21 protein-coding genes are annotated in these 26,090 nt (G+C 70.7%); 15 read left to right on the top strand and 6 right to left on the bottom strand.

Annotation, left to right across the window (positions count from 1 at the left end; genetic code table 11):
* Positions 1-27 precede the first annotated feature (27 nt).
* The 3 genes from ACFYXA_RS08250 to ACFYXA_RS08240 all read left to right on the top strand — a co-directional run bounded on the left by ACFYXA_RS08250 (position 28) and on the right by ACFYXA_RS08240 (position 2,853).
* Entirely contained in the window at positions 28-1,524 is a 1,497-nt protein-coding gene (locus tag ACFYXA_RS08250) for an NAD(P)/FAD-dependent oxidoreductase (protein WP_352246006.1), read from the top strand.
* A 29-nt stretch (positions 1,525-1,553) separates the two neighbouring features.
* Entirely contained in the window at positions 1,554-1,892 is a 339-nt protein-coding gene (locus tag ACFYXA_RS08245) for a VOC family protein (protein WP_352246007.1), read from the top strand.
* A 139-nt stretch (positions 1,893-2,031) separates the two neighbouring features.
* Positions 2,032-2,853 (top strand): methyltransferase, encoded by an 822-nt coding sequence (locus tag ACFYXA_RS08240; RefSeq protein WP_352246008.1) that lies wholly within the window; start codon positions 2,032-2,034, stop codon positions 2,851-2,853.
* Positions 2,854-2,863: 10 nt separating this feature from the next.
* Here ACFYXA_RS08240 and ACFYXA_RS08235 read toward each other — a convergent pair whose 3' ends face one another.
* Positions 2,864-3,547, bottom strand: a complete 684-nt coding sequence (locus ACFYXA_RS08235; protein ID WP_389029627.1) for a GAP family protein — start codon at positions 3,545-3,547, stop codon at positions 2,864-2,866.
* A gap of 181 nt (positions 3,548-3,728) precedes the next feature.
* On the opposite strand from ACFYXA_RS08235, the gene ACFYXA_RS08230 reads away from it, so the two are divergent.
* From ACFYXA_RS08230 to ACFYXA_RS08210, 5 genes are all read left to right on the top strand, one after another.
* Entirely contained in the window at positions 3,729-4,625 is an 897-nt protein-coding gene (locus tag ACFYXA_RS08230) for a YhjD/YihY/BrkB family envelope integrity protein (protein ID WP_389029624.1), read from the top strand.
* Positions 4,626-4,764: 139 nt separating this feature from the next.
* Positions 4,765-5,778 carry a 2-hydroxyacid dehydrogenase gene (locus ACFYXA_RS08225; RefSeq protein ID WP_389029621.1) on the top strand — a complete coding sequence of 338 codons (1,014 nt, stop codon included), beginning with the start codon at positions 4,765-4,767 and terminating at the stop codon, positions 5,776-5,778.
* A gap of 206 nt (positions 5,779-5,984) precedes the next feature.
* On the top strand, positions 5,985-6,977 hold the full coding sequence (locus tag ACFYXA_RS08220) for an Acg family FMN-binding oxidoreductase (protein WP_389029618.1): 993 nt from the start codon (positions 5,985-5,987) through the stop codon (positions 6,975-6,977).
* Between the two features lie 78 nt (positions 6,978-7,055).
* Positions 7,056-8,000 carry a DUF1648 domain-containing protein gene (locus ACFYXA_RS08215; RefSeq protein WP_389029615.1) on the top strand — a complete coding sequence of 315 codons (945 nt, stop codon included), beginning with the start codon at positions 7,056-7,058 and terminating at the stop codon, positions 7,998-8,000.
* A 6-nt stretch (positions 8,001-8,006) separates the two neighbouring features.
* Complete coding sequence (locus tag ACFYXA_RS08210; RefSeq protein ID WP_389029612.1) at positions 8,007-8,399, top strand: GntR family transcriptional regulator; 393 nt, start codon at positions 8,007-8,009, stop codon at positions 8,397-8,399.
* Here ACFYXA_RS08210 and ACFYXA_RS08205 read toward each other — a convergent pair whose 3' ends face one another.
* Entirely contained in the window at positions 8,400-8,837 is a 438-nt protein-coding gene (locus ACFYXA_RS08205) for a glutaredoxin domain-containing protein (protein WP_389029609.1), read from the bottom strand.
* 169 nt (positions 8,838-9,006) lie between these two features.
* Here ACFYXA_RS08205 and ACFYXA_RS08200 point away from each other — a divergent pair, with 169 nt between their 5' ends.
* From ACFYXA_RS08200 to ACFYXA_RS08185, 4 genes are all read left to right on the top strand, one after another.
* The gene (locus ACFYXA_RS08200) at positions 9,007-9,252 is read left to right on the top strand and encodes a DUF2283 domain-containing protein (RefSeq protein WP_389029606.1); all 246 of its coding nucleotides are present in this window, start codon (positions 9,007-9,009) and stop codon (positions 9,250-9,252) included.
* Between the two features lie 214 nt (positions 9,253-9,466).
* Positions 9,467-9,874 (top strand): YciI family protein, encoded by a 408-nt coding sequence (locus ACFYXA_RS08195; RefSeq protein WP_351331965.1) that lies wholly within the window; start codon positions 9,467-9,469, stop codon positions 9,872-9,874.
* Between the two features lie 8 nt (positions 9,875-9,882).
* Positions 9,883-11,028: an RNA polymerase sigma factor gene (locus tag ACFYXA_RS08190; RefSeq protein ID WP_389031613.1), complete on the top strand. Its 1,146-nt coding sequence runs from the start codon at positions 9,883-9,885 to the stop codon at positions 11,026-11,028.
* Between the two features lie 237 nt (positions 11,029-11,265).
* A complete protein-coding gene (locus ACFYXA_RS08185; RefSeq protein ID WP_352246017.1) occupies positions 11,266-12,240 on the top strand; it encodes a teichoic acid biosynthesis protein C in 975 nt (324 codons plus the stop codon).
* A gap of 80 nt (positions 12,241-12,320) precedes the next feature.
* Here ACFYXA_RS08185 and ACFYXA_RS08180 read toward each other — a convergent pair whose 3' ends face one another.
* Entirely contained in the window at positions 12,321-15,500 is a 3,180-nt protein-coding gene (locus tag ACFYXA_RS08180) for a DNRLRE domain-containing protein (RefSeq protein ID WP_389029602.1), read from the bottom strand.
* A gap of 113 nt (positions 15,501-15,613) precedes the next feature.
* Positions 15,614-15,892, bottom strand: a complete 279-nt coding sequence (locus ACFYXA_RS08175; RefSeq protein WP_352246019.1) for a hypothetical protein — start codon at positions 15,890-15,892, stop codon at positions 15,614-15,616.
* 162 nt (positions 15,893-16,054) lie between these two features.
* Here ACFYXA_RS08175 and ACFYXA_RS08170 point away from each other — a divergent pair, with 162 nt between their 5' ends.
* Together ACFYXA_RS08170 and ACFYXA_RS08165 are read left to right on the top strand one after the other, a co-directional pair.
* Complete coding sequence (locus ACFYXA_RS08170) at positions 16,055-23,431, top strand: ricin-type beta-trefoil lectin domain protein (RefSeq protein WP_389029599.1); 7,377 nt, start codon at positions 16,055-16,057, stop codon at positions 23,429-23,431.
* 3 nt (positions 23,432-23,434) lie between these two features.
* The gene (locus ACFYXA_RS08165) at positions 23,435-23,803 is read left to right on the top strand and encodes a hypothetical protein (RefSeq protein ID WP_389029596.1); all 369 of its coding nucleotides are present in this window, start codon (positions 23,435-23,437) and stop codon (positions 23,801-23,803) included.
* A gap of 195 nt (positions 23,804-23,998) precedes the next feature.
* Here the strand turns inward: ACFYXA_RS08165 and ACFYXA_RS08160 are convergent, their stop codons facing one another.
* Together ACFYXA_RS08160 and ACFYXA_RS08155 are read right to left on the bottom strand one after the other, a co-directional pair.
* A complete protein-coding gene (locus ACFYXA_RS08160) occupies positions 23,999-24,526 on the bottom strand; it encodes a DUF1062 domain-containing protein (protein WP_389029593.1) in 528 nt (175 codons plus the stop codon).
* 299 nt (positions 24,527-24,825) lie between these two features.
* Positions 24,826-25,233, bottom strand: coding sequence for a MarR family winged helix-turn-helix transcriptional regulator (locus ACFYXA_RS08155; RefSeq protein WP_389029590.1), 408 nt, complete (start codon positions 25,231-25,233; stop codon positions 24,826-24,828).
* A gap of 62 nt (positions 25,234-25,295) precedes the next feature.
* On the opposite strand from ACFYXA_RS08155, the gene ACFYXA_RS08150 reads away from it, so the two are divergent.
* Entirely contained in the window at positions 25,296-26,057 is a 762-nt protein-coding gene (locus ACFYXA_RS08150) for an alpha/beta fold hydrolase (RefSeq protein ID WP_389029587.1), read from the top strand.
* Positions 26,058-26,090: the final 33 nt, after the last annotated feature.

Genomic DNA, 26,090 nt, shown 5'->3' with positions numbered 1-26,090 from the left:
CGCCGCCCCGCGACAGGAGCCCTCGCCGTGCCTCGACCCGACGACGCCCAGGACACCCGGCCCACGCCCGAACCCCTCGACGTGGAGGCGCTGATCATAGGCAGCGGCATCAGCGGCATCGGAGCCGCCGTCGCACTGCGCCGGGCGGGCGTACGCGATCTCGTGCTCCTGGAGAAGGCGGACCGGCTCGGCGGCACCTGGCGGGACAACACCTACCCGGGCTGTGCCTGCGACGTGCCGTCCGCCCTGTACTCCTACTCCTTCGCACCCAACCCCGAATGGACGCGCGCTTTCGCCGGCCAGGCCGAGATCCGTGCCTACCTCACCCGCACCGCGTCCCGGTACGGCATCACGCCCCTCATCCACTTCGGCGCCGAGGTCACCCGGGCGCAGTGGCAGCCGGACGAAGCCCGTTGGCACGTCGACACCGGCCGGGGCCGGTACACCGCCCGCTTCCTCGTCTCCGCAGCGGGCCCCTGGCACGAGCCGCGCACCCCCGACATCCCCGGCCTCGCCGACTTCCCCGGCCCCGTGTTCCACTCCTCCCGCTGGCGTCACGACCACCCCCTCGACGGCGCGCGGGTGGCGGTCGTGGGCAGCGGGGCGTCAGCCGTGCAGTTCGTCCCGGCGATCCAACCGCGAGTGAGCCGACTGCACCTGTTCCAGCGCACGGCCCAATGGGTGCTGCCCAAGCCCGACCATCACGTCCCGCGCGTCGAACGCCGGCTCATGCGACGCTTCCCCGCGGCCCAACGCGCCCTGCGCAACGCGGAGTACGCGGCGCTGGAAACCCTGGGCCTCGGATTCCGCCACCCCTCCCTCCTGCGCGCGGTCCAGAGGATCGGCAGCCTCCACCTGCGGGCGACGGTCAAGGACCCCGCACTGCGGCGGGCGTTGACCCCCGACTACACCCTGGGCTGCAAGCGCCTGCTGCTGTCGAACTCGTACTATCCGGCGCTGACCCGGCCCAACGTCACCGTGCACCCCACAGCGGTCGCCAGCGTCCGCGGCAACCGGGTCGTGGGCGCGGACGGCAGCACCGCCGAGGTGGACACCATCATCCTCGGCACCGGCTTCCACATCCTCGACATGCCCATCGCCGCCCGCGTGTTCGACGCCGACGGGGCCAGCCTCGACGACCACTGGAAGGGCAGCCCCGACGCCTATCTGGGCACCACCGTCAGCGGATTCCCCAACGCGTTCGTCCTCCTGGGTCCGCACCTGGGCACCGGGCACTCCTCGGCGTTCATGGTGCTCGAAGCGCAACTCGCCTATGTGGCAGCGGCGGTGAGCCATAGCCGGTCGGCGGGCTGGACCAGCATGGACGTACGCCCCGAAGTCCAGGCCGCCTTCCGCGCCGAGGTCCAGCAGGCCTTGCCCACCACCGTCTACAACGCGGGCGGCTGCTCCAGTTACTACCTCGACGCCAACGGCGTGAACAGCTTCAGCTGGCCCTGGTCGACCGGTCGTATGCGCCGCCGCCTCGACCGGTTCGACGCGGAGGCCTACACGACCACCTCTTGACGGGGGTGCCGTTCTCTAGGGTGTGCCGTATGACCCTGGAACCGAAAATGATCACTGTCGACTGTGCCGACCCGCGTGAACTCGCCGCCTGGTGGGCCGAAGTCCTGGACGCGAAGATCGCCCAGGACTTCGGCGGGGAGTTCGTCATCGTCGGCGCGGAGCCGCTGGCGCTGGGCTTCCAGAAGGTGCCCGAGCCGAGAGCGGGCAAGAACCGGCTCCACGTCGACTACCACACCGAGGACCGGCAGGCCGAGGTGCAGCGACTGACGGCGCTGGGCGCCACGGCGGTCGGCGAGCACTCCGCGGGCCCCCTGACCTGGACCGTCCTCCAGGACCCGGAGGGCAACGAGTTCTGCGTCGCGGGCTGACGCGGGCAGACCGTACACGGGTGCCGCGCCCGATGCCGAACGCGGTGAAGCGGCGCCGCTGAGCGTCGGGCGGCACAGTTGAGGGGGGAGCATCCCGACGGGGAGTCCGGTGGCCCGTCCGTACGCGAAGGAGGTCGTCATGACGGCTCCACGACCGCAGGGCGAGGCCCGGGCCGGCACAGGCGGCCGATACGGAGAGGACCTGTTCGAGCCGGAGCGCCCCGGCGAGGCCGAGCGGATCGACGCCGCCGCGCTGGTCTACGACCCCGTCACCGTCCGCCGCCTGCGGGCACTGGGCGCGGGTCCGGGCCTGCGCTGCCTGGAGGTCGGCGCAGGTACGGGAACGGTCGCCCGCTGGCTGGTGGAGGAGGCGGGCGTCGAGGAGGTGGTCGCCCTGGACAGGGACACCGGCGCCCTGGCCCACCTCGAAGGCCCCCGGCTGCGCACGCTCGCCGCCGACCTCACGGACGAGAGTCTGCGTCCGGGCGGCTTCGACCTGATCCACGCCCGGTTCGTCCTGATGCACCTGCCCGGACGGCGCCGGCTCATCTCGCGTCTCGCCGGCTGGCTGAACCCGGGCGGCCGGCTGGTGCTCGGCGACGCGGTGGACGTGCCCGACGTCCTGGACGGCTCCTCCGCCTACCGGCGCACGATGGACGCCATGTGGCGGGCGCTGAGGGAGACGATCGGCACCGACATCACCTCCGTGCCGGCGTACCCGCACTTCCTCAGGGAGGAGGGGCTGTGCGACGTCGCCGCGGAGCTGTACTGCCCGCCCCTGGTCGCGGGCGGCCCCGCGGCCCGCTTCTGGCGGGAGACCTGGAGCCGGATGCGGCCCGAACTGGAGAGGGCCGGCCCGGACCACGCAGGTGCCCTGGACGAGGCGCTGGCTTATCTGGCCGCACCGGAACTCGCCGAACTGGGCCCGGGCATGGCGATGGCGTGGGGACGGCGGCCCTGATCCGGGCGCGTCATCCGGTCAGCTCGTAGACGCTCTTCCCGATCAGCCACAGACCGAGCACGAGACTGCCCAGGACGACGGCCTGCTCCTCGCGGCTCCGCATCCAGGTGCGCAGGGCGAGGAGCCGGTGCTGCGCGGACGTCGGCGCGCACACCACGTAGGACTGGGCGGCGAGCAGGCTGGCCGTGGCGAGCACGCAGAAGGTGACGAGCACCAGCCAGGTCGAGGAGTGGGAGGTGTCCGCCTCCAGGACGGTCAGCGAGCCCGCCGCCACCAGCCCCCACGGCTGGAGGAGCACCGCCAGGCCGGCCGCCGCGGCGATCGAGTCGCGCCCCCGACGCCCGTCCCCGGGGGAGCGGGCCCGCTCCCGGCGCGACGAACCCGAACGGCGGGGGGAGCCGGGCCGGGCAGGACCACGTCGGTGCCGGTACACCCCGTACACGACCAGCCCCACGCCGATCGCGAGCTTCGCCGCCAGTGCCGCCGTGGACGGCGGCGACTTCGGCGGAGGCGGCTGGCCCCCGGTCAGCGACAACACCGCGACGATCACCACGACGAAGCACGCCAGCCAGCCCAGGACGAAGGAGAACCCCTTCCACACCCCTCGTGGCGACGCCACGACCAGCACGAAGGCCATCAGCGGAAGCGGGTCGAGGGTGATGGCCAAGGCGATGAGCAGCAGGTCCAAGACCATGGCGGGATCCCGTCGTGCAGCGACGCGTCGAGCCTATGCACGGGGATCAAGCACCGCATCTCCGCCGTGCCGCGCGCTGCCGTGCCGCGTGCCGACGTGCGCCGCCGCGTGCCGGCGGGCGAGTCGCCGCGTGCCGAGGAGGGCCGCTTCCCGCACCCTGGTCACAGGAAGGAGCGAGCCGATGGAGACTTCCGGCACGTGTCGCCGAGCGCCCCGCGTGCTGAGTCCGTCCTGGTGGCGTCTGCGGACCGCGGAGCTGACCGCCCGGGCCGAGGCGTTCCACAGGCGTCTGGAGATCCGGCTGCCGGTGATCACCCGCCTGGTGGACCGGATGGCGGCGGTGAACATCCTCGATTCCGCGACCCGCCTCGCCGCCCAGTGCTTCCTCACCGCCGTGCCCCTGCTCTTCGTCCTCAGCGCGTACGCCCCGACGGGGGTGCAGGAACAGCTCGTGGCGTCGGTGAGCGACGCCTTCGGCCTGACCGGTGAGGCGAAGGCCCAGCTGGAGCACGCCTTCCAGCCCCCGGACGACGAACTCCAGCAGGCCACCGGCATCATCGGCACCCTGATGGTGCTGATCTCGGCGACCGCCGTCAGCCGTGCGATGCAGCGGCTGTGCAGACGGGCGTGGGCGATCCCCCGGTCAGAGGCGCGCGTCGCTCCCTGGCGCTGGCTCGCCTGGATCGTGCTCTGGGTCGGCTTCCTGCTGGTCCAGGGCCCGCTGCGCGACGGCTTCGGCCTCGGAATGTGGCTGGGCATCCCGCTCAGCCTCCTGACGCAGACGGCCTTGTGGTGGTGGACGCAGCACCTGCTCATGGGCGGAGTCGTCCCCTGGGCCCCCCTCCTGCCGGGCGCGGTGATCACGGCGGTGTCGGTCACGGCGCTGTCGCTGGCCGCGCGGATCTACATGCCCCGGGCGCTCAACCGGGCTCTCGCCGACTACGGTTCCGCCGGCTCGGTGTTCGTCCTGCTGTCCTGGCTGATCGTGGTGTGCGTCGCCATCACCGTCGGCGTCACCACGGGCGCCGTCCTCAGCCGTGAACCCTTTCTGGCCCACCGCCTCGCTCCCAGGTCGTGACCGCCGGCGAACACACCCCGTAGGTCCCTGCGCCCAGGGCCGGACGGCCCTGACCCGTACCGCGGCCGTCGTCCTACGGTGAAGGGGTGATCGTCCGGTCCAGGGACGAGTCCGAGAGAGGTCCAGGAAAGGGGAGCACGTGGAGATCGCCGCGTACGGAGTCCTCACGGACGAGGAGCCGCTGCTGCGGCAGGCGTTCGGCGACGCCCTCGCCGATCGGCACCGGCTGCGCTGCCTGAGGCTGTTCCTCAACCAGGACACCTTCCCGACCGCCGCCGGCCACGAGGTCGTGCTCAGCAGCGTCAACTGCACCCTGGACGCCGAGGTGCTGCGTTCGCTCGCCGAGGGCGGCACCCGGATGATCGCCCAGAGGGCCACCGGCCACAACAACATCGACCTGACCGCGGCCCGTGAACTCGGGCTGACGGTGGCCCGGGTGTCGTCGTACTCGCCCTACTCCGTCGCAGAGTTCGCCTGGGCGCTCGCGCTCGCCGTGGACCGGCGCGTCGTGCGGGCCGCCCACCGCACCCGTGAGTTCGACTTCCGGCTCGACGGCTTGATGGGCCGCGACCTGCACGGCAGGACCGTAGGCGTGGTGGGCACCGGGAAGATCGGCACCGCGTTCGCCCGGATCGCCCACGGCTTCGGCATGCGGCTGCTGGGCTGGGACGTCGCCGAGAACGCCGACTGCGCGGCCCTCGGCATGCGGTACGTCGAGCGGGAGCAGCTGTTCGCCGAGGCGGACCTGGTCAGCCTGCACGTGCCGCTGCTGCCGGACACCCACCACCTGATCGACGCCAAGGCCCTCGACCTCATGAAGGACGACGCGATCCTCGTCAACTCGAGCCGCGGAGGCCTGGTGGATACCGACGCGCTGCTGGAGACGCTGCGCGCCGGTCGGCTGAGCGGCGTGGGCCTGGACGTGTACGAGGAGGAGGCGGGGGTGTTCTTCCTCGACAAGTCCCTGGAGGTGATGACCGACGAGCGGCTGGCGAGGCTGATGACCTTCAACAACGTCCTGATCACGTCCCACCAGGCGTACTTCACCCGCGATGCGGTGTCCCAGATCGCGGAGACGACCGCGGACAACGTCACGGCCTACCTGACGGGCCGGCCCAGCGGCAACATGCTCACCCGGCCGCCCTCGGGCTGAGCCCCGGCCCGTCCGGACAGGCCCTCGGGGTCACGCCGTGGAGCCGCCGTGACGGTGCCCCAGAAAGGAGGTGGTTTCCGTACCGTCCCACCGGCAACCCGGCCCGGGACCGTCGGCGCCCGTCCCCGACCACAGGGCGCCGACGGCGAACCCCCTGGCCGCCGTCCTCGCCCTTCCCCTCCGCGTCACCACAGAAGGAGGACGCCATGGCCGAGCGCCCACTCGACGAGAAGACGATCAGCATGCTGGTGGCGGCCGCCACCACCGCCCCGTCCATGCACAACGCCCAGCCCTGGCGCTTTCGCTACCTCGCCGGTGACCGGGTACTGCTGCTGCGCGGCGACCCCGAGCGGGCCATGATCCGCTCCGACCCGGGCGACCGGGCACTGCACATCGGCTGCGGGGCCGCCCTGTTCAACCTGCGCGTCGCCGCCGCGGACGCACACCTCACCGCCGAGGCGACACTCCTGCCCGATCCCCAGGACCCGCGGCTCCTGGCCGCCGTCCACCTCGCCGACGCGCCCGAGGACACGCGGGACGCGGAACTGGCGCGGCTGTACCCGGCGATCCGGGAGCGGCACACCAGCCGCCACCCCTTCGCCGAGAAGGACATCCCCGACGACGTACGCACCGCCCTCCAGGACGCAGCCGAGAGCGAGGGCGCCACGCTGGTGTTCCCCGGCCCGTGGCACTCCGAGACCGTCCTCGGGCTGGTCCGCGACGCGGAGAGCCGCGACGCTCTGGACCCGGACGCCGCGGAGGACCTGGTCCGCTGGACCCGGCTCGGCACGGACGCGGGCGCCGCCGTCGACGGCGTCCCCGAGTACGCCTTCGGCCCCCGCAAGTGGGACGGCAAGGCCCCCGTACGGAACTTCGCCGCCCACCGCCCGGTCGCCGACCGTGGCACCACCACGTTCGAGCACACCCCGCACCTCGCCCTGCTGAGCACCCCCGGTGACGCGACCGAGGACTGGCTGCGCGCCGGGCAGGCCCTGGAACGCGTCCTGCTGACGGCCACCAGAGAGGACCTGGCCACCTCTTTGACCTCGCACGCCCTGGAGACCCCCGAACTGCGCCTGCTGACCCGCGACCCGCTCTCGGGCGCCGGTCAGGTGCAGATGGTCCTGCGTCTCGGCTACGGCCCCCGGGGCCCGGTCACGCCCCGCCGGCCGGTCCGGGACGTACTGGAGTTCACCTGAAGAGAGCGGAACGAACGGCTCCCCCAATAAGGTCCATTTGTTCTATCTCAATGCGAACAACGGGCTCGGGGGAGTCAGATGCCGGTCATCCGCAGGAGTGTCCTCACAGCGGTACCGTTCGCCGTCGCCATCGCGGTCTACACGGTCACCTTCCTGGTCAGCCGGGACCGGCTGCCCTCGCGCATCGCCACCCACTTCGCGGCGGACGGCAGGGCGGACGACTTCATGAGCCGGACCGCCGCGCTCTGGTCCGGCGTCGGCATGCTCACCGGACTCGCCCTGCTGTTCACGGTCCTGACCGCCCTCTCCAAGAGGGACCCGGGAGCGAGGCTGACCGCCGCATCCGGCGCCGGCACGGCCGCCACGCTCGGCTACCCGCTGGTGCTCACCGTCCTGGCCAACAGGGACGTCCGGGACTCGGCCGAAGTGAGCCTTCCGATGTGGCACGTCGCCGTCCTGCTGCTCGCCGGCGTGGCCGCCGGCGCGCTCGCCTGGCGGCTGGCGGGCCCCGGAGCGCGTCCCGAGCCCGCACTGACGGGTCCCTCGATGACGCTGGCCGAAGGCGAGGTCGTGGCCTGGAGCCGCACCGTCACCTCCCGAGCCCTGCTGCTCACGGCCGGCGCGCTCGTCGCCGGGGCGGTGCTCGCCATCGCCCTCGGCTCGTGGCGGGCGGGACTGCCGGCGCTCGTCCTCGGCCTGCTCTGCGCGCCGTTCGCCGGCGTCCGGGTCACCGTCGACCGACGCGGGCTCACGGTCGCCTCGACGGTCCTGCCCAGGCCCAGACTCGCCGTGCCGCTCCCTGACATCGTGAGCGCCGCCGGCGTCCAGGTCGACGCCATGGGCGACTTCGGCGGCTGGGGCTACCGGATACGGCCCGACGGGCGGGGCGTGGTGCTGCGTTCCGGCGAGGCGCTCTCGGTCCGCACGGCGGCGGGACGCGACTACGTGATCACCGTCGACGACTCCGCCACCGCGGCCGCGCTGCTCAACGGCCTGGTGGACCGGCGCACGGCGGGAGCGTGAACCGGCGTGCTCTTCCGCGTACTTCCCGGCTCTCCCGTCCCCCTGGGCGAGCAGATCGCCGCCTGCGTCCGCGGGGCGATCGCGCGCGGCGCCGCGGCCCCCGGCGAGCGGCTTCCGCCCGCCCGCGAGGTCGCCGGGTCGCTGGGCGTCAACGTGCACACGGTGCTGCGCGGCTACCGACGACTGCGCGACGAGGGCCTGATCGAACTGCGCCGCGGCAGGGGAGCGGTGATCGCCGCGGCGCCCGGCGTCGCCGACCAGGCCCGGCTCACCGAGGCGGTGCACGCCCTGATCACCCAGGCACGCGAACTGGGCCTGAGCGACGAGGAGTTCCGGGCCCTGGTCGACAACAGCCTGACAACCGGCGCACCCGACTCCGGCGCGGCCGGCACGCCCTGATCACACGTCGGTCCGGACCACCTTGCGCACCCACCCCGGATCCGGATTGGTGTGCGGCCGCCCGTCCACGATGACGGTGGGCACGGTCTCGTTCCCGTCGTTGATCGCCCGCACGACCGCCGCACCGTCCCGGTCACGCCAGATGTCCACCCAGTGCAGCCGGCTCGCCTCACGCCCCAACCGCAGGCGCAGCCGCAGACAGTACGCGCACCCGGGCCGCCAGTAGACGACCGGCCGCCCGTCGAGAGCGCTGCGGCGCTGCGCCTCCAGAGCCCCGACCGACCGCGGAAAGACCAGCGGCGAATGCACACCGGCGACCCCCAAGCACACCACCATCACCACGAGGGCCACCCCGGGACCTCCCCACAGCCCGATTCCGGCAGCGGCGAACACCCCGCACACCACCCACACGACGGCCAGACCCCACCTGCGCACCATGCCGGGCAGCCTACCCACAGCGACTCCTCCGACCCGGTGTCGGACCCGCCTGGCACCATGTGCCTCATGGAACTCGCACATCCGCTGGACGGTTTGGGGCAGGTGCCTGGGCCCGCCTGACGCCCGGGAGGAGCACCGGCCACCGAGCGTCATAAGGAGTCGACTCACGATGGCAGAGCTCGAAGTCACCTACGACGAGGCCGCCGACGCGGCCTACGTGTACTTCACCGATCCGCAGGACCGCGTGCCCTCCGCGCGGATGTACGCCTGCGATCCGGTGGACGTCGACGGCGTGATCAACCTCGACTTCGACGAGCAGGGCCGCCTGATCGGCATCGAGATCCTGGCCGCCGGCTCGAAACTGCCCGAGTCTCTGCTCAGGTCGGCGCAGCACCCGGACACCGAAAGCGCCTGAAACGGCGGGTCCCACCGGTCGGAGCCCGCTCCCCGTCCGCGGCACCTCGAAAGTCGCCGCCGCCACCGATCCACGGCACCTCGAAAGTCGCCGCCGCCACCGATCCGAGGCAGTTTGAAAAAGTTCCGCCGACCGTGTCGAGAATCCCCGCTCCGCTCCGTCCCCGCCGTGAACGCGACCACAATGGGGCGCATCAGCACCGAGGAGAAGCACCATGGCCAAGTACCTGCTGCTCAAGCACTACCGCGGCGCCCCGGCGGCGGTGAACGACGTCCCCATGGACCAGTGGAGCCCTCAGGAGATCTCGGACCACGTGCAGTACATGAACGACTTCGCCGCCCGCCTGGAGCGCACCGGCGAGTTCGTCGACGGGCAGGCCCTCGCCCCCGAGGGGACCTGGGTCCGCTACGACGGCGAGGGACGCCCGCCGGTCACCGACGGCCCGTTCGCCGAGACCAAGGACCTCATCGCCGGCTGGATGGTGATCGACGTCGACAGCCACGAGCGTGCCGTCGAGCTGGCCGGCGAACTGTCCGCCGCCCCCGGCGCGGGCGGCAAGCCCATCCACGAGTGGCTCGAGGTGCGCCCGTTCCTGGCCGCCCCGCCCACCATCACCGAGTGACCTGGCCGATGGACGAGGCCCTGCTCCGCAGCCTCACCCCGAGCGTCCTCGCCGTCCTCGTCCGCCGCGGAGCCGACTTCGCGGCGGCCGAGGACGCCGTACAGGAAGCCCTGGTCGAAGCGGTCCGCGTCTGGCCGGCCGACCCGCCGCGCGACGCGAAGGGCTGGCTGATCACCGTCGCCTGGCGCAAGTTCCTCGACGCAGCCCGCGCCGACACCGCCCGCCGCAGGCGCGAGGACCTCGTCGACGAGGAGCCCGCGCCAGGCCCCGCGCCCGCGGAGGACGACACCCTCCAGCTGTACTTCCTGTGCGCCCACCCTTCGCTCACGCCGTCCTCCGCCGTCGCCCTCACCCTGCGCGCCGTCGGCGGACTCACCACCCGCCAGATCGCCCGGGCCTACCTCGTCCCCGAGGCGACCATGGCCCAGCGGATCAGCCGGGCCAAACGCACCGTCTCCACCGTGCGCTTCGACCGTCCCGGCGATGTCGCCACCGTGCTGCGTGTCCTGTACCTGGTGTTCAACGAGGGCTACTCCGGGGACGTCGACCTGGCCGCCGAGGCGATCCGGCTCACCCGGCAGCTCGCGGCCGAGATCGACCACCCCGAGGTCGCGGGCCTGCTCGCGCTGATGCTGCTCCACCACGCCCGGCGCGCCGCGCGCACCGCCCCCGACGGCAGCCTGGTGCCGCTCGCCGAGCAGGACCGCGGCCGATGGGACACCGAGGCGATCGCCGAAGGAGTCACCGTGCTGCAGAAGGCCCTCGCCCGCGACCGGCTGGGGGAGTACCAGGCCCAGGCGGCCGTCGCCGCCCTCCACGCCGACGCGCCCACCGCCGAGGAGACCGACTGGGTCCAGATCGTCGAGTGGTACGACGAACTCATCCGCCTCACCGACAGCCCCGTCGCCCGCCTCAACCGCGCCGTCGCCGTCGGCGAGGCGGACGGCCCGCGCGCCGGACTCGCGGCACTCGCCGAACTGGACGCCGCGCTGCCCCGCCACACCGCGGTCGCCGCCTACCTCCACGAGCGCGACGGCGACCCGACGACCGCCGCACGGCTGTACGCCGAGGCCGCCCGCAAGGCCCACGACCTCGCCGAACGCGACCACCTGACCCGCCAGGCAGCCCGCCTGAACTCCCACCCGCGTCACTGAACGCGCCGCTCCGGGAAGCCCCGGCCTGCACCGCCCTCGCATGACCGCGTGCCGACGCCTCGTCAACAACGGTCGTGCACAGCAGCGTTCAAGCGATGTGTCCCCCCGGTGCCCGCCCTGTGGAGGGATGGGGGAGAAGCGGGTGAGGTCCCCTGACCATCGCACGGTCGCACCCGCCGCGCTGCGTACCGTCGTTGATGTTGATCTCATCGCTCGTCGCAGTTCAGGAGTTGCGCCATGACCGAAGCCTTCCGTTCGCCCCTGTCCCGTCGAGGACTTCTGCGCACCGGCGCCGGAGCCGGTCTCGCCGCGGTCGGACTGGGGTACGGCGCCCAGAGCGCGTCCGCGGCGGTCCCGGGGAGCGCCCGGTTCGATCTGTCGCAGCCGTCCTACGACCTGTTCCGCAGCAAGCAGCTGCACAGTGTGCGGGTCCAGCAGAGCTTCGCCTTCGACTCCGTCAACAAGCGCCTCTTCGTGGCCGCCAAGCGCTCGGGGAGCGCGGAGGAGGCCGGCGACCTGTGCATCAGCCAGCTCGACTTCGACGGCAACTACGTCTCCTACATGCACCTCAACGGCTTCGGCCACGGTGTCGCGTTCGGCGTCCGCCCGTCGGGCTCCTCCAGCTACCTGTGGATCGAGACGGAAGCCAACGGCAACGGCTACGGCACCAAGCTCGCCTATGTGAAGTACAGCGCCGGCACCACCCTGGACGCCTCCTCCACCAGCTTCGGCCGGTTCCAGCCGATCTCGGGCGCCACCGAGTACACCTGCTCCATCGACCCCGTCTACAACCGCATGATCGTCCGCTACCACAAGGACGGCGGCAAGCACATCGCCGTCTACGACGTCGCCGACGCCGACCGCGGCGACTTCAGCAGCCCGCTGGTCAAGTTCACCCCGCCGGCGATCTCCGGCACGCCGCAGGGATACACGCTCTACGGCTCGTACATGTACTTCCTCACCGGCACCGCCTACTCCGACACCAACAAGGACCCGGGCAACACCTACCTGACGAGCATCAACGTCAACACCGGTGCGATAGCCCAGGGCCCGACGCTGACCAAGGCGGGCTCCACGCTGACCTACCGGGAGCCCGAGGGGCTCGCCATCTACCGCACCGACGCCGGCGAGTCGCGCCTGTTCCTGGGCTTCGCCACCGGCGAGGAGGGCGACCGCCGCTCCAGCATCTTCTACAAGAACGACCTGGTCTGACGATCGGCGGCGGATCCAACAGCCGGGCCCCGGCCACCCCTTGAGAGGGTGGCCGGGGCCCGGCTGTCGTGCGGCTCGGCTCAGCCGAAGGCCTTGACCGTGTTCCAGTTCACCGTCAGGACGACCTTCACCGGGGCGTTGGTGTTCGTCCGCGACGGGTTGTAGATCCGGGTGTACCCGTCGGAGGCGAGGCGGGCCCAGATGTCGGGGATGCCGTCCTTGTTGACGTCGGGTATGCCGATGGCGGTGGGCACGTTGGCCTCCGTCCAACTGGTGCCGTACGGCTCGTCCTTGCCGGTGAGCGAGTCGGACGCCAGCTTGAGCGAGTTGAGGTCGACGCTGCCGGCGACCGCGCCGGGCTTGCCCTGGCGGTCGTACATGTTGCCGTTGTCCAGGTTACGCCACAGCAGGTCGGGCGTGTTGTCGCCGTTGATGTCGGCGACGTTGACGACCTCACGGCGGGTCCACGCGTCCGAGTTCATCTGCGTGGCCGTCTGGAACGTCGCGCCGGTGTAACCGGACAGCACCCACAGCGCGGGGCCGGCCCGCAGGACCAGGTCGGGCAGCCTGTCGCCGGTGATGTCGCCGACGGCCTTCATCTGCGTCCACGTCGAGGGCGCCGGGGCGTTCGCGGGGAGGCGGATCTCCATCCGGTCGGTGACGTCGAAGCTGCCGTAGCCGTCGCCCGGGTAGAGCCAGAAGTCACCGGCCGGGGAGACCGCGAACAGGTCCGTGGCCCCGTCACCGGGATAGGTGTCCTGGTAGTGGGCGATCAGGGCCGCCTTGCCGGTGGCCGGATCGAACCAGTGCCCCTGCGGGTCGGGCTTCTTCGCGGCGTCGTAGGACGCGGCGAGGCAGTTGTACAGGTCGCCGTTGTCACCGCCCACGCAGGTGCGCAGGTTGCCGTCGGCGTTGACGAGCAGGAGGTCGGGCACGCCGTCGCCGCCGGTGTCCATCGGGCCGTCGGCCTTGTCCCGCGGCGGCACGTAGAACGTGTAGTCCGTGCGCTTACTGGGGTTGCCGAGGGAGTCGTACGCGTACACCTGGAGGGTGTTGGGGCCCGCGTGCGCCGGCTCGAAGGCGGACAGGGTGGCGGTGTTGTTCGTGGCGGGGACCTCGACGGGGTCGTTGCCCTCGATGGACCAGCGGAACTTGGTCGCGCCCTCCGAGGTGAAGGTGACCGGTCCCTTCTGCCCGAAGACGACCTTCGCCCAGGTCTGGGCGTCGGGCGCGGCCTCGGGGAAGGTGTCGCTGTCCACGTCGGGCGGCGGCGGGCCGGAGCCGTCTACGGTGACGGTGCAGCGGTTGCCGCTGGTCGGGTAGTAGGCGGACACCGCCGTGGGGTTGTTGCTGTCCTCGGCGCGCACGTCCCAGAAGTAGACGCCCTTGTCGACCAGGGTGCTCGCGGCGACGGTCAGACTGCCCTTGCCGCTCGACAGGTTGGTGACGAGGGTGCCGGTCGGGGCGGTCGCGCCGGACTTCCAGAAGCGGAACCGCAGGCCCTTGAGGTTGTCGTCCGGGTCGGAGGACTTCGCCGACAGGACCAGGTTGGTCTTGCCGACGGTCGCCCCTGCCGCGGTCTGGTTGCAGGCGCCGCCGGGCTTGCTGGTGACGCTGCTCGGCGTGGCGGGCGGCCGGTTGTAGGCCACTTCCAGCGTCGCGCTGGTCGCCTGGAACTTGCGCCAGGTCTGGGTGTCGGACTCGCTGGTGGCGCGCATGCCGAGGGTGATGCTCGACCAGCCGCCGTTCGCCGCCTTCTGGGCGGCCGACTCGACGTTGAAGGCCTCGTACTCGTCCTTGCACTCGGAGGAGGACCAGCCGTGCGCGAACGACTTGCGCTGGATCTCAGAGGACCAGCTCGGCTGCTTGTTCCAGGTGGTGCCGGAGGAGATCGCGCCGGTCAGCCAGAGCTGGAACTCGCGCTTGGTGCACGACCAGGAGTGGTTGTTGAGCACCTTGAAGGTGGCGCTGGAGATGTCCGCGCCCTTCAGGCTGCTGCTGAACTTCATCCGCCAGAAGGAGCGGGCGGTGCCGTTGGTGTCGTTCTCACGGCCGACGCGCGCGTCGGAGGTGCCGGAGCTGAAGTTGGTGCCGTTCCAGAAGCTGCTGTTCGGGTACGGCTTGTAGGCCACGGTCCACGCCGCCCAGCCGGTGTTGAGCGGCGGGTCGACGAACACCGGGTACTTCACGTCGGCGTCGGTGAACAGGCCGCTCCGCGCGGCCTGGAGGTCCAGGCGGGCGGCGCCGGTGCCGTCGCCGGTGAGCCGGACGGGCACCGGGGCGCTGTGCGCGCCCGGCTCGATGCCGCTCAGGCCGGACAGCTTCAGCACGTCGGCGGGGGTTGCGACCGAGGTGCGCGGGGCGCCCCGGTCCTCGTCGAGCTCCGGGTCGCGGCCGCTGGAGTCCCAGGCGAACGGGGTCGGGATGGAGCCGACCTCCTTGCCGGAGCGGTCCTGCACCACGACACGGGTGCTGCCCTTGTCCTCGCGGAACACCGCCGTCGTCGAGCGCAGCCCGTAGGCCACCGTGGCCAGCGCCTCGCTCCGCGCGGCCTCCTCGCTCTTGACGACGAGCAGCTGGGCGAAGCCGCCTTCCTCACGCGCGACCAGCAACAGGTCGACGCCGGGGAGCACTTCGGAGTAGAGGGCGCGCGGGCCGTCGAGCACCGGCTCGGGCAGCGCGCCGGGCCAGGTGTAGGCGACGGTGTGCCCGTCGACGTCCACCTCGGCGAGCACGGTCTCCTGCGCCCGCGGGCCGTCGGTCAGCGGCAGCCGGGCGAAGGAGCGGTCGGCGCGGGCGGTGTCCTTGTCCGCGCTGCCGCTCGCGAAGCGGACCGGCCGGGCGGGGTTGACGGGCTGGACGCCCAGACCGCGGGCGGCGTTCTTCACCCGCCGCAGCCGGTTGTCGATCGGCGCCCAGACGCCGGCGGCGTTCTTCGCCCGCTGGGGGAGGGCGGTGATCCGGGTGCGCAGTTGTCCGTCCGGCTGCGCCCAGGTCTGGGAGTCGGCCGTGGTGGCGGTGTCGACGAGCACCGGTTTGCGGGTGCGCCGGGCCTCGGCCTGGGCGGCCGCCTGGTCGCGCGGGCCGGTGCCGGCCTGTCGGGCGTCGGTCGCCTTGCGGGCTTGTGGAGGTGACGGATCGTCAGGATGCCACCACGGCAGCAGCGCGGTGGTCAGGGCGGCCAGTACGAGGCCGAGGCTGAGAGCCAACCTGGTGCGCGTGCGCACGAAGGGGCTGAGAAAACGAGGCGGCGCGGACACGGCGACGGTCTACTCCCGTGTGAACCAGGCGGATGGAAACGAACGCGAACAACGCAAACGATGCGGACAGCACGTACGGCCCCGGTCGGCGCGGGGCAGGGGCGCGGACACGATCACACGATCTGCTCAAGAGGTCCACATATGAAGATTTTAGGAAGCTGTGACGATGCAATGGTGAGTGTTTTGGCGGTTGTTGATCGTGTCGCGACTTGCGGCTTTTGCTCACCTGAAGTGCGGCCATAAGAGCGGTCTTCGGTCATCTGGTCTGTTTGGAAACAGAGTTGACGATCAGTCACCTCTTGTCCCGTGGGGCAGGTCACATCGGCCTCAGGAACCCTCCCCGGAACGGCGTTGAACTGTGTGCGGGTGATGACAGAGGGTGCGATCGCCATCTGTCTTTCTTCTTGCATGCCTTGGTGGGGTCGACGCGTATGCGTGCTCAAAGTCCGCCGTCGTGGCCGGTGCGTTCGCGCCCGGTCAGAACGGAGTCACAACGACGGCGCCGCCGGCGAAGCCGTGCGGCGACCGTCCTACTGCTGTCCTCGGCTTTGTTGGTGAGCACCCTCAGCGCGCAGGCCTGGGCGATACCCGGCCCCGGCATGACGCGCGAGCAGGTCAAGCTCCCCGATCTGCCGAAGAGCACCGCCCTCCCGGCCGACGAGGAGGCGGAGAAGAACCTCACCACCGCGCCCGAGGTCCCCGTCGACCCCTACGCGCCGACCGCGGTGACGCCCTGGGTGAAGGACACCGGTGTCGCCACCCTGAAGGCGGACACCGCGCCCGGCACCACGGTCCCGGTCGACGACCTGCCGATCGCCGTCGGCGTCCCCGCGGGCGCCGACCCGGCCGCGCTCGCCGGTGAGTGGAAGGTCGACCTGGCCGCGCCCAGCACGTCCCAGGACGCGAACGTCTCCGGCCTGATCATGAAGGTCACGCCGCCGGCCACCGCCGACCCGGCCGCGCAGGTCGCGCTCGCCGTCGACACCACCGGCTTCGCCGACCTCTACGGCCCGCAGGCCGCCGACCGCTTCGGCCTCGTCCTGCTGCCCAACTGCGTCATGGACGCGCCCGACAGCGGCGACTGCGCTCCCGACAGCGGTACGACGACCATGTCGGGCAAGGACGAGCAGCAGCCCGAGCGGCTGCGCAGCTCGGTCCAGGTGGTCCCGGCGCAGAAGGCGCCCACCAGGACCACCGCCGCCAGGAAGGCCGCCACCCGGAAGATCCTCACCGGCTCCGTCCCGGTCTCCGACCTGCTCGGCGGCAACCCGGGCGGCACGACGTCCGGCGCCTCCGCGCGCACGGCCTCCTTCCGAAGCGGCGACGTCCTGCCCGTCGTGGACGCCTCCGGACCGCAGGTCGTCGGCGCCATGGACACCGGCGCCTCCGCCTCCGGCGACTTCACCGCCTCGCCGCTGCTGTCGTCGGGTTCCTGGTCGGCCGGCTCCTCCTCCGGCGCGTTCACCTACTCCTACGACGTGCAGGTGCCCGAGACCGCCGGCGGCCTCATGCCGAAGGTGTCCCTCGGCTACTCCTCGCAGTCCGTCGACGGCCGCACCTCCGCCTCCAACAACCAGGCCTCCTGGATCGGCGACGGCTGGGACTACAACCCGGGTTCCATCACCCGGACGTACGCCAACTGCCGCCAGGACTCCAAGAAGGAGGGCTCCAACAACAAGACGCACCGCACCGCGGACCTGTGCTGGGGCTCCGACAACGCCACCCTCTCGCTCGGCGGGATGACCACCGAACTGGTCTGGGACAAGGACAAGAACCAGGGCAAGGGCGAGTGGTTCACCGCCAACGGCGACGGCTCGAAGATCGAGCGGGTCCGCGACGACACGTCCGGCAACGGCGCCTACAAGGGCGAGTACTGGGTCGTCACCACCCGCGACGGCACCAAGTACCACTTCGGCAAGCACAAGCTGCCGGGCTGGGACAGCGGCCGGCCGGTCACCGACTCCGTGCTGACCGTACCGGTGTACGGCAACCACGACGGCGAGGACTGCTACAAGGCCGGCGACTGGAAGGGCTCCGCCTGCACCCAGGCCTGGCGCTGGAACCTCGACTACGTCGAGGACGTCCACGGCAACGCCATGTCCCTGTGGTGGAAGAAGGACCGGAACTACTACGCCCGCAACTTCGACTTCAAGAAGCCCGTCCCCTACGACCGTGACGGCTGGCTCGACCACATCGACTACGGTCAGCGCGCGAACACCCTGTTCACCGCGACCGCCCCGGCCAGTGTGAAGTTCAAGGTCGAGGAGCGGTGCCTGCCCGAAGGCGGCCTGGCCTGCTCGGACGCCAACTTCGAGGACAAGGACCCGGGCAAGTACCGCATCTGGTACGACACCCCGGCCGACCTCAACTGCAAAGCGGTCACCTCCACTTACACCAGGAAGTGCTGGAACGCCGGCCCGTCGTTCTGGAGCCGCAAGCGCCTGACGGAGATCACCACCGAGGCGCAGCGTCTCACCAGTACCACCGCCCGTCAGACGGTCGACAAGCACACCCTCAAGCAGAACTTCCCGGTTCTGAAGACCGGCCCCAACACCGCCCTGTGGCTGGAGTCGGTCCAGCGCACCGGCTACGACCGGGCGGGCAAGAGCGCCACCGTCAACGCGGTGCGCTTCGAGTCCAACGCCGAGAACATGCCCAACCGGGTGATGCGCCCGAACGACCCGCGCCCCGGCTTCTCCCGGCTGCGCATCGGCCGCGTCATCAACGAGTACGGCGGCGAGACCGTCGTCACCTACAAGCCGGCCGAGGGCGACTGCGCCACCGGCACCGGCCTGCCGGACAAGAAGGACAAGGCCGGGCTCAAGGCCAACACCCGGCTGTGCTACCCGATGTTCTGGTCCCCGGACCCCGAGGCCGAGGACATCGACTGGTTCCACAAGTACGTCGTCGACACCATCGAGGAACTCCCCAACGTCGACGGCGCGTTCGCGACGAAGACGGAGTACCGGTACAAGAACCCCGGCTGGAAGCTCGCCGACGCGGAGTTCACGAAGAAGTCCACGCGGACCTACTCCCAGTTCGCCGGCGTCGAGCAGACCACGGTCATCACCGGCGCTGACAACGCCGACATCGGCTCCAAGCGGTCGAAGTCGGTCACCCGGTTCTTCCGCGGCATGGGCGACACCGTGTCGATGAAGGACATCACCGGCGCCGAGATCGCCAAGGACCGCGAGGCGTTCGCGGGCCGCATCGCCGAGGAACTCGACTACAACGAGCCGGGCGACGCCGACACCGACTGGGTCTCCCGCAGCGTCACCGTCCCCGCCGCCACCGAACTCGCCCACCGCGACCGCGACGACGGCCTGGACCCGCTGTACGCCTGGCGCGTCACCGAGCCCACCGAGATCGCGTACACCAAGTCCTCCGGAACCAACCCCGACGACCCCCGCACCGAGCGGACCGTCAAGACGAGCACCACGTACGAACCGGAGTACGGTCTGCCGACCCTGGTGGAATCGCTCGGCGACACCGGCAAGACCGGCGACGAGTCCTGCACCAGGTCGGAGTACGTCCACCAGACCGCCAAGAACATCATCGGCCTCACCAAGCAGGTCCTGGTCTCCCCGACCACCTGCGCGGCCGCCGACTTCGGCAACCTGGCAACGCTCACCGGCGGCGCCCGTACCGCCTACGACGGCCAGACCTACGGAGCCGCCCTCGCCGCCGCCACCAAGGGCGAGGCCACCGAGTCCTGGTCGCTGAACGACGCCGGCACCGGCTGGCAGACGGGCGGCACCACCGAGTTCGACGACGTCGGCCGTGTCACCCGCATGACCGACATGGACTACAAGACCTCCGGGACCATCACCTACAAGCCGGCGATCGGTCAGGTCTTCACCGTCGTGGAGACCAACGCACTCGGCCACGCCGAGACGCGCGAGGTCGAACCCGGCCGCGGCACGACCCTGAAGACCACCGACGCCAACAACCACGTCACACAGGCCGAGTTCGACCCCCTGGGCCGACTGGTGAAGGCCTGGGCGGCGGACCGCGCCCCCTCCGACTCGGCCGTGCCGGACTTCCGGGCCGTCTACACCATCCCCGAGTACAAGGAGGGCGAGGACCGCAAGCCCCCTTACGTCACCACCTACTCGCGCGGCTACAACGACCGCGTCGAGACCTCCGTCACCCTCTACGACGGACTCGGCCGCGAGCGGCAGACGCAGGAGCAGGCGGACGGCGGCGGCCACCTGATCACCGACACCCTGTACAACAGCTCAGGTGAGGTGTGGCAGACCAACAACGCCTACCTGACGTTCGAGGCCAAGCCCGGCGAGCTGTTCAGCCCGGTCAGCGACACCGAGGTCCCGAACATCACCCGCTACACCTACGACGGCTCCGGCCGCGTGCTGCAGGAGACCCCGGTCCTCAAGGTCGCGGACCCGCTGACCGGCGAGTCGAAGTCGGAGCCGGTCCCGGCGCGGGCCACCCGCTACGAGTACGGCCTGGACTGGTCCAAGGTCGACAACCCGGAAGGCACCTCCGACTACCGCGTCTACACCGACGCCCTCGGCCGCACCAAGCGCGTGGACACGTTCAACGCGGCGGCGCCCGGCGGCTTCACCTCGATGAAGTACGACTACGACACCCGCGGCCAGCTGGTGAAGGCGACCAACTCCGCCGACACCGCCCACCCGTGGACGTGGACGTACGACAAGCGCGGCCGCCAGGAGACCGCCACCGACCCCGACAGCGGCACCACCACCACCTGGTACGACAAGTACGACCGCGTACTGCACACCAGGAACGCCCGCGGCACCGAGGTCTGGAACAGCTACGACCTGCTGTCCCGGCCCACCGAACAGCACCTCAACACCGCTGACGGCCCGCTCCTGGCCGGCTTCACCTACGACCTGGCCCCCGGCGGCAAGGGCATGCCCCACACCGCCACCCGCTACACCGACGGCGAGGCCTACACCCAGCAGGTCAACGGCTACGACAAGGACTACCAGCCGACCTCGACCACGCTGACCCTGCCGCAGTCCCTCAAGGACACCTGGGGCCTGGACACGTCGTACACGTACTCCTACAAGTACAGCGACAACGGCGTCCTGGAGGAGTCGACGCTGCCGAAGGTCGGCAAGCTCGACGCCGAGAAGCTCGTCGTCCGCTACAACAAGGAGGGCAAGCCGCTCTCCATCTCCGGCAAGGACTGGTACGGCGCCGAGACGGTCTACGACCCCTACGGCCAGGTGCTGCGCTCCACGCTCGGCGCCCAGCCCTACCGGGTGTGGACGCAGAACACGTTCGACGAGTCCAGCGGCGAGCTCAAGCAGCAGTCCGTCTTCCGCGAGAAGCCCGGCGACACCTCCCTCGTCGGGAAGAACCCCGACAACCCGTGGCTGGTCTCGCAGCGCTCCTACGCTTACGACCCGTCCGGCAACGTCACCTCCATCCAGGAGGGCTCCCTCGGCATCGAGGAGCGGCAGTGCTTCACGTATGACCCGCTGGGCCAGCTGAAGTCGGCCTGGACCGCCAAGGACCAGACCGCCTGCACCGGCCCGAAGAACAGCGACGGCACGCTCAACGTGGCCGCCGGCAAGGACAGCTCCGGCTACTGGCAGGAGTACGAGTACGACCTGCTCGGCAACCGCAAGAAGCTGACCGAGAAGGACATCACCGGCGACACCGCCAAGGACGCCACGACCACCTACGCCTACGGCAAGGCCGACGGCACCCAGCCGCACACGCTGACCAAGGTGTCGAAGACCTACACCACGCCGGCCGGCGCGCAGGTCAAGGCCGAGGCGGAGCGGCTGTACGAGCTCACCGGCGAGACCAAGACCGTCACCTCCGTCGAGAACGGCGACAAGCAGTCGCTGAGCTGGACGTACGACGGCAAGGTCGACCGCATCACCGGTCAGGGCACCGGCGGCAAGACCCCGTACGTGGGCCTCGCCGACAAGTGCCTGGACCTCAAGAGCGGTCTGGCCGCCGCAGGGCAGGCACTCCAGCTGTACTCCTGCAACGCCTCCCCGGCGCAGAACTGGCGCTTCAGCACCACCCCGGGCGCCACGCAGACCGACCCCAACCGGGGAACGCTGAACGTCTACGACAACTGGTGCGTGCAGCCGGCCGCCAACACGGCCGGATCGGCGCTCCAGCTCCAGAAGTGCGACGGCTCCGCTGCCCAGGAGCTGAAGCGGGCCGCCTCCGGTCAGCTGACCCACGTCGCCTCCGGCCTGTGCGTCGCGGTCAAGGACGCCAACTCGGCGAACTCGACCCCGCTCGCGCTGGCCGCCTGTGACGCCACCAAGGCCGAACAGCAGTGGTCGCCGCAGAACGACACCCGTCACATCTACGGCCCCGACGGCTCGCGTCTGCTGACCATCAAGGGCAAGCAGGCCACGCTGATGCTGGGCGAGGCCGAGGTCACCGTCCAGAAGGGCGGCGTCCTGGTCAACACCCAGCGCACCTACTCCGCTCCCGGCGGCGCGGTCATGCGCTACGCCTACGGCGCCGGCGCGGAAAGCCTGGTCGCCATCACGACCGACCACCAGGGCAGCGCCTACGCCGAGATCGCCCTCAGCGGCGAGATGCCGGTGCGGATCCGCAAGCAGGACCCGTTCGGCAACCAGCGTGCCGCGAGCACGACCGGCGTCAACATGCAGACGCACACCGGGTTCCTCGGCGCCACCGAGGACGACGCCTCCGGCTACCAGCCGCTGGGCGCCCGCCTCTACGACCCCGTCGTCGGACGCTTCCTGTCCGCCGACCCGGTCCTGGACCTGAACGACGCCCTGCAGTCCAACGGCTACACCTACGCGCACAACAACCCGGTGACGATGTCCGACCCGACGGGTCTGGCCATCTCGCTGACCGCCTCCGAGCGGGCCGCGGCCCTCGCCGGCGCGGGTCTGTCGGCGGCGCAGGTCGCGCAGGCGCAGTCGATGATGGGCAAGTCCATGACCTCGGTGATCCTCGCCGTGGCGTGGGAGACGCTGAAGGACTTCATCGGCATCAACGACGCGATGGCGTGCTTCGGCGGCGACATGTGGTCCTGTGTCGGCATCGCGGTCGACGCGATCCCGTGGACCAAGCTCGGGAAGATCCCGTCCGTCATCAAGGCCGTGAAGCGCACGATCAAGGCGATCGAGTCCTTCAAGGCCGCGAAGAAGGCGGCCCAGCTCGTCCTGAAGGCCGCGAAGGCGGCCGAGGCGGCGGCGCTGAGAGCGAAGAAGGCCGCGATCGAGCGAGCCAAGAAACTGGCGGCGCAGCGAGCGAAGAAGAAGGCAGCCGAACAAGCCAAACGCACAGCGGACAGAGCCGCAGCGGCAGCCAGGAAAACAGGCAACCGAGTCCAGAAGCAGGCCCAGGCCAAGGCAGCCCCGAAGGTCTCGTCCCACAGCGGCGGCGGCGGAAAGGGCGGCGGCTCGAAGTCGGCCGGCAGCAAGCCCGGCGGCTCCAAGCCTGGCGGCTCGTCGGGTGGCTCCTCCAAGAGCCACGGCGGATCCAGCGGCAGCGGCGGCACCGGCAAGGCGGACGGCGACGGCGGTGAGGGCGGCCGAACGTTGAATCTCGGTGCGGGTGACAACCCGATGCCGGGTGCCGACAACGTGGACCTGAACCCGGGGCACCCGGACGTCAGGCAGGCCGACGCGCACGACCTCCCCTTCGAGGACGGGACGTTCAGCACTGTGCACGCTGTCAACCCGTTCGGGTTCAACCCGGTGAACGCGGAGACGGCACGTGTGATGGAGAGAGGCGGCACCCTGGTCGTGTCGGCTGCCAAGAGAAACAAGTACCGCAAGATCAGCGAGGAGGACATGACGGCAGCGGGCTTCGAGTTGGTCGAGAGCGGGACGGGTGTGCACCCCTCTCACACATTCGGAACAATGAGGCGTGCTGACGGCGGTCCCATCGATCCGACCCAGACCGCTTATGAGTACCGTGTGTACCGGAGGTTGTGATTCATGCAAGTGGAAGACGTCATGGACTTCCTGGTCGATCACAGGGCGCCCAACGTCGTTCCGGGTTATGTCTCCGAGCAGCTCCTCTCCATGTCGTGGATCATCGACGCCGACGACGTGGCGCGCATCATCGAGGTGGCCAAACGGTGGCTGAGGTCGGACGACCAGTTCCGCGTGGCCGTCGCGATCGGCTTGGAGAACGAGACGTACCTGGCCGATTCCTGGGAGGCGATCGCCGAGCTGGCGGAACCGCTCAAGGAGAGGTTCCCCTCGATGGCGGCTGACGTGGACGCGTGGATGGCGAGAGCCGAACCCGCCTACGAGAGGCTGAAGAAGGGCTCCTTCTTCGAGCAGGGCGCCCAGGACGCCTGAGAACAGTGCTGCCCACCGGACCGTCTCCGGTGGGCAGCACTGGTTTCTGGAGGACGAGGACGCGGGATGCATGCTCTACCTCGGCAGCGCCGACCCCGTTCGCCTGGACCCCGTCGACGACTGAGCCGCGCCCATGTGGTCATGCCTGCCCGGTGGTCCGCACCGGACAGGCATGCGGCGCGTCGAGGGGTGAGCTCAGCGTTTGAGCGTGAAGCCGAAGTCGCCGGCGAGCTTGCCCCGCAGGCGGACCGCCGACACGAGCTTCTCCTCCGCGATCAGTCGCTCCACCTCGGCCCGCGACAGACCGCACCCTTCAGCGATGAGCCGCACCGGCCGGACAGGAATGCGCGCCGTGAAGCGGACCGATACGTCGATCACCTCGCGGTCCAGGTGATCCCGTCCGCCGGTGTCGAGACGCCAGGCGTCGTCCCAGTCGAGGGCGACGCGATTGCGGCGCAGCAGGACCGGGTCCTGAAGCAACTCGGCTGTCAGACCGAGGTCGTTGGCGTGCATACGCTCCAGCAGCTCGGGTCGGAAGGAGCGCACGTTCATCCGCTCCAGGACCGTCAGCTTCGCCGTTTCCCCGCACCCGGTGCAGAGCACGAGGAGCCAGGCGTCGAGGAGCTTGTGGTTCGCGTTGACGCGGAACTTGCCGCTCGCCCGGAAGCGCATGGACGCGCACGTGTGGCAACGGCGGATGACGAGCGGAAGACAGGTGGGCATGACCACCCAGGTGTTGAGCACAGAAGTACACCGGTTTCAGTGAGAAGACCGCAGCAGAAAGGAGCGCGGCGCACGATGGGCGCGACGCGCGACAGATCAGCGCTCGGGAAATCTCACAGGGTGTACAACGGCCGGCCTTCGACTCGACGACTTGGAGGTGCGGCAGCACGGTAGTGCCGCACAGCCACACCGTTCCACAGGTTTTCGCGAGCCCCACCGACAGGCATGGAGGCGGACCGGCCGGTCCGACGGGCAACCCTCAGCGGGTCAACGCCCCCGCCGTCCGCCGCCCCCGCCGGCTACCCCTCCAGCTTCCGCAGCAGCCCCAACAGCGCCTCCCGCTCGGCCTCCTCCAGCCCCTCGAAGCACTCCGCCAGCACCGAGTCCGCCACCTCGTGTCCCGCCGTCAGCACCCGCTGCCCCTCAGCGGTGAGGTGGTGCTCGATGCGGCGGCCGTGTCCCGGGCGCCGGTCGACGAGCCCCTGCGCGACCAGCCGGCCGGCGAGCGTGCCGAAGGCCTGCTCGCTCTGGAACGTCGCCGCCGCCAACTCCCGCGCGCTCGCGCCAGGCGTCCAGCCGATCGCGCGCAGCGCGTCCCACTGCGCGAGTGTGCTGCCGACCGACGCGAGGCGGCTGTCGAGCGCTCGGTGCTGGCGGTACTGGGCGGCCTTCACGGCCCTCCCGAGGATCTGCAGGTGAACGGCCATGACCCCAGACTAACACCCTGACCAAGCTTGTTTATATAAACATCCTTAGTTAGAGTCGGGTCATGACTTCCGAACTGACGCTCACCTCCTCCGGCCCCACCACCGGCCGCCCCGTCCTCGTCCTGCACGGCGGCGGAGGCCCCGACACCGTCGCGGCGATCGCCGAGCACTTCTCCGCGACCGCCCCCACCCTGCTGCCCACCCACCCGGGCTGGAACGGCACCCCCCGGCCCGACGACTGCGCCACCGTCGCCGACCTCGCCGCCGCCTACCTCCGCCTCCTCCGCGACCGCCGCCTGACCGACGTCCTCGTCGTCGGCTCCTCCCTCGGAGGCTGGATCGCCGCCGAGTTGGCGGCGGCCGACACCGAAGGCCTCATCAGCGGGCTCGTGCTCATGAACGCGGTCGGCATCGAGGTCGACGGCGAACCGATCCGCGACTTCTTCGCCCTCGACGCGCGCGGCGTCGCCGAGTACGCCTACCACGACTCCGACCGCTTCTACGTCGACCCCGCGAGCGTCCCGGCCGAACGGCTCGCCGTCATCCGGGCCAACATGGCCGCCCTGCGCGTCTTCTCCGGCGGCCCCGCCATGAGCGACCCCACCCTGCGCCCCCGCCTCGCGACTCTCACCGTCCCGACCCTCGTCCTATGGGGGGAGAGCGACCGCATCGCCACCCCGGCCTACGGCAAGGAGTACGCCGCGTCGCTCGTCGACGCCCACTTCGAAGTCGTCCCCGAAGCAGGCCACTTGCCCCACCTCGAACAGCCCGCCCGCACCTTCGCCCTCCTCGACGCCTTCGCCGCGCGTCCCGGAGGTCGCTGAACGGCGTGTCCACGGGCGGAAAAACCCCTGTGC

This window comes from Streptomyces sp. NPDC002566 (genome assembly GCF_042889585.1).
Classification (GTDB): domain Bacteria; phylum Actinomycetota; class Actinomycetes; order Streptomycetales; family Streptomycetaceae; genus Streptomyces.
Note: the sequence above shows the minus strand (reverse complement) of the source record. Positions and strands in the feature narration are given on the sequence as shown.

Coding starts and splice junctions, on each gene's coding strand:
- ACFYXA_RS08245 (WP_352246007.1), top strand. CDS start 1,554: ATGACCCTGGAACCGAAAATGATCACTGTCGACTGTGCCGACCCGCGT.
- ACFYXA_RS08240 (WP_352246008.1), top strand. CDS start 2,032: ATGACGGCTCCACGACCGCAGGGCGAGGCCCGGGCCGGCACAGGCGGC.
- ACFYXA_RS08235 (WP_389029627.1), bottom strand. CDS start 3,547: ATGGTCTTGGACCTGCTGCTCATCGCCTTGGCCATCACCCTCGACCCG.
- ACFYXA_RS08230 (WP_389029624.1), top strand. CDS start 3,729: ATGGAGACTTCCGGCACGTGTCGCCGAGCGCCCCGCGTGCTGAGTCCG.
- ACFYXA_RS08220 (WP_389029618.1), top strand. CDS start 5,985: ATGGCCGAGCGCCCACTCGACGAGAAGACGATCAGCATGCTGGTGGCG.
- ACFYXA_RS08215 (WP_389029615.1), top strand. CDS start 7,056: ATGCCGGTCATCCGCAGGAGTGTCCTCACAGCGGTACCGTTCGCCGTC.
- ACFYXA_RS08205 (WP_389029609.1), bottom strand. CDS start 8,837: ATGGTGCGCAGGTGGGGTCTGGCCGTCGTGTGGGTGGTGTGCGGGGTG.
- ACFYXA_RS08200 (WP_389029606.1), top strand. CDS start 9,007: ATGGCAGAGCTCGAAGTCACCTACGACGAGGCCGCCGACGCGGCCTAC.
- ACFYXA_RS08195 (WP_351331965.1), top strand. CDS start 9,467: ATGGCCAAGTACCTGCTGCTCAAGCACTACCGCGGCGCCCCGGCGGCG.
- ACFYXA_RS08190 (WP_389031613.1), top strand. CDS start 9,883: ATGGACGAGGCCCTGCTCCGCAGCCTCACCCCGAGCGTCCTCGCCGTC.
- ACFYXA_RS08185 (WP_352246017.1), top strand. CDS start 11,266: ATGACCGAAGCCTTCCGTTCGCCCCTGTCCCGTCGAGGACTTCTGCGC.
- ACFYXA_RS08175 (WP_352246019.1), bottom strand. CDS start 15,892: ATGGCGATCGCACCCTCTGTCATCACCCGCACACAGTTCAACGCCGTT.
- ACFYXA_RS08165 (WP_389029596.1), top strand. CDS start 23,435: ATGCAAGTGGAAGACGTCATGGACTTCCTGGTCGATCACAGGGCGCCC.
- ACFYXA_RS08160 (WP_389029593.1), bottom strand. CDS start 24,526: ATGCCCACCTGTCTTCCGCTCGTCATCCGCCGTTGCCACACGTGCGCG.
- ACFYXA_RS08155 (WP_389029590.1), bottom strand. CDS start 25,233: ATGGCCGTTCACCTGCAGATCCTCGGGAGGGCCGTGAAGGCCGCCCAG.
- ACFYXA_RS08150 (WP_389029587.1), top strand. CDS start 25,296: ATGACTTCCGAACTGACGCTCACCTCCTCCGGCCCCACCACCGGCCGC.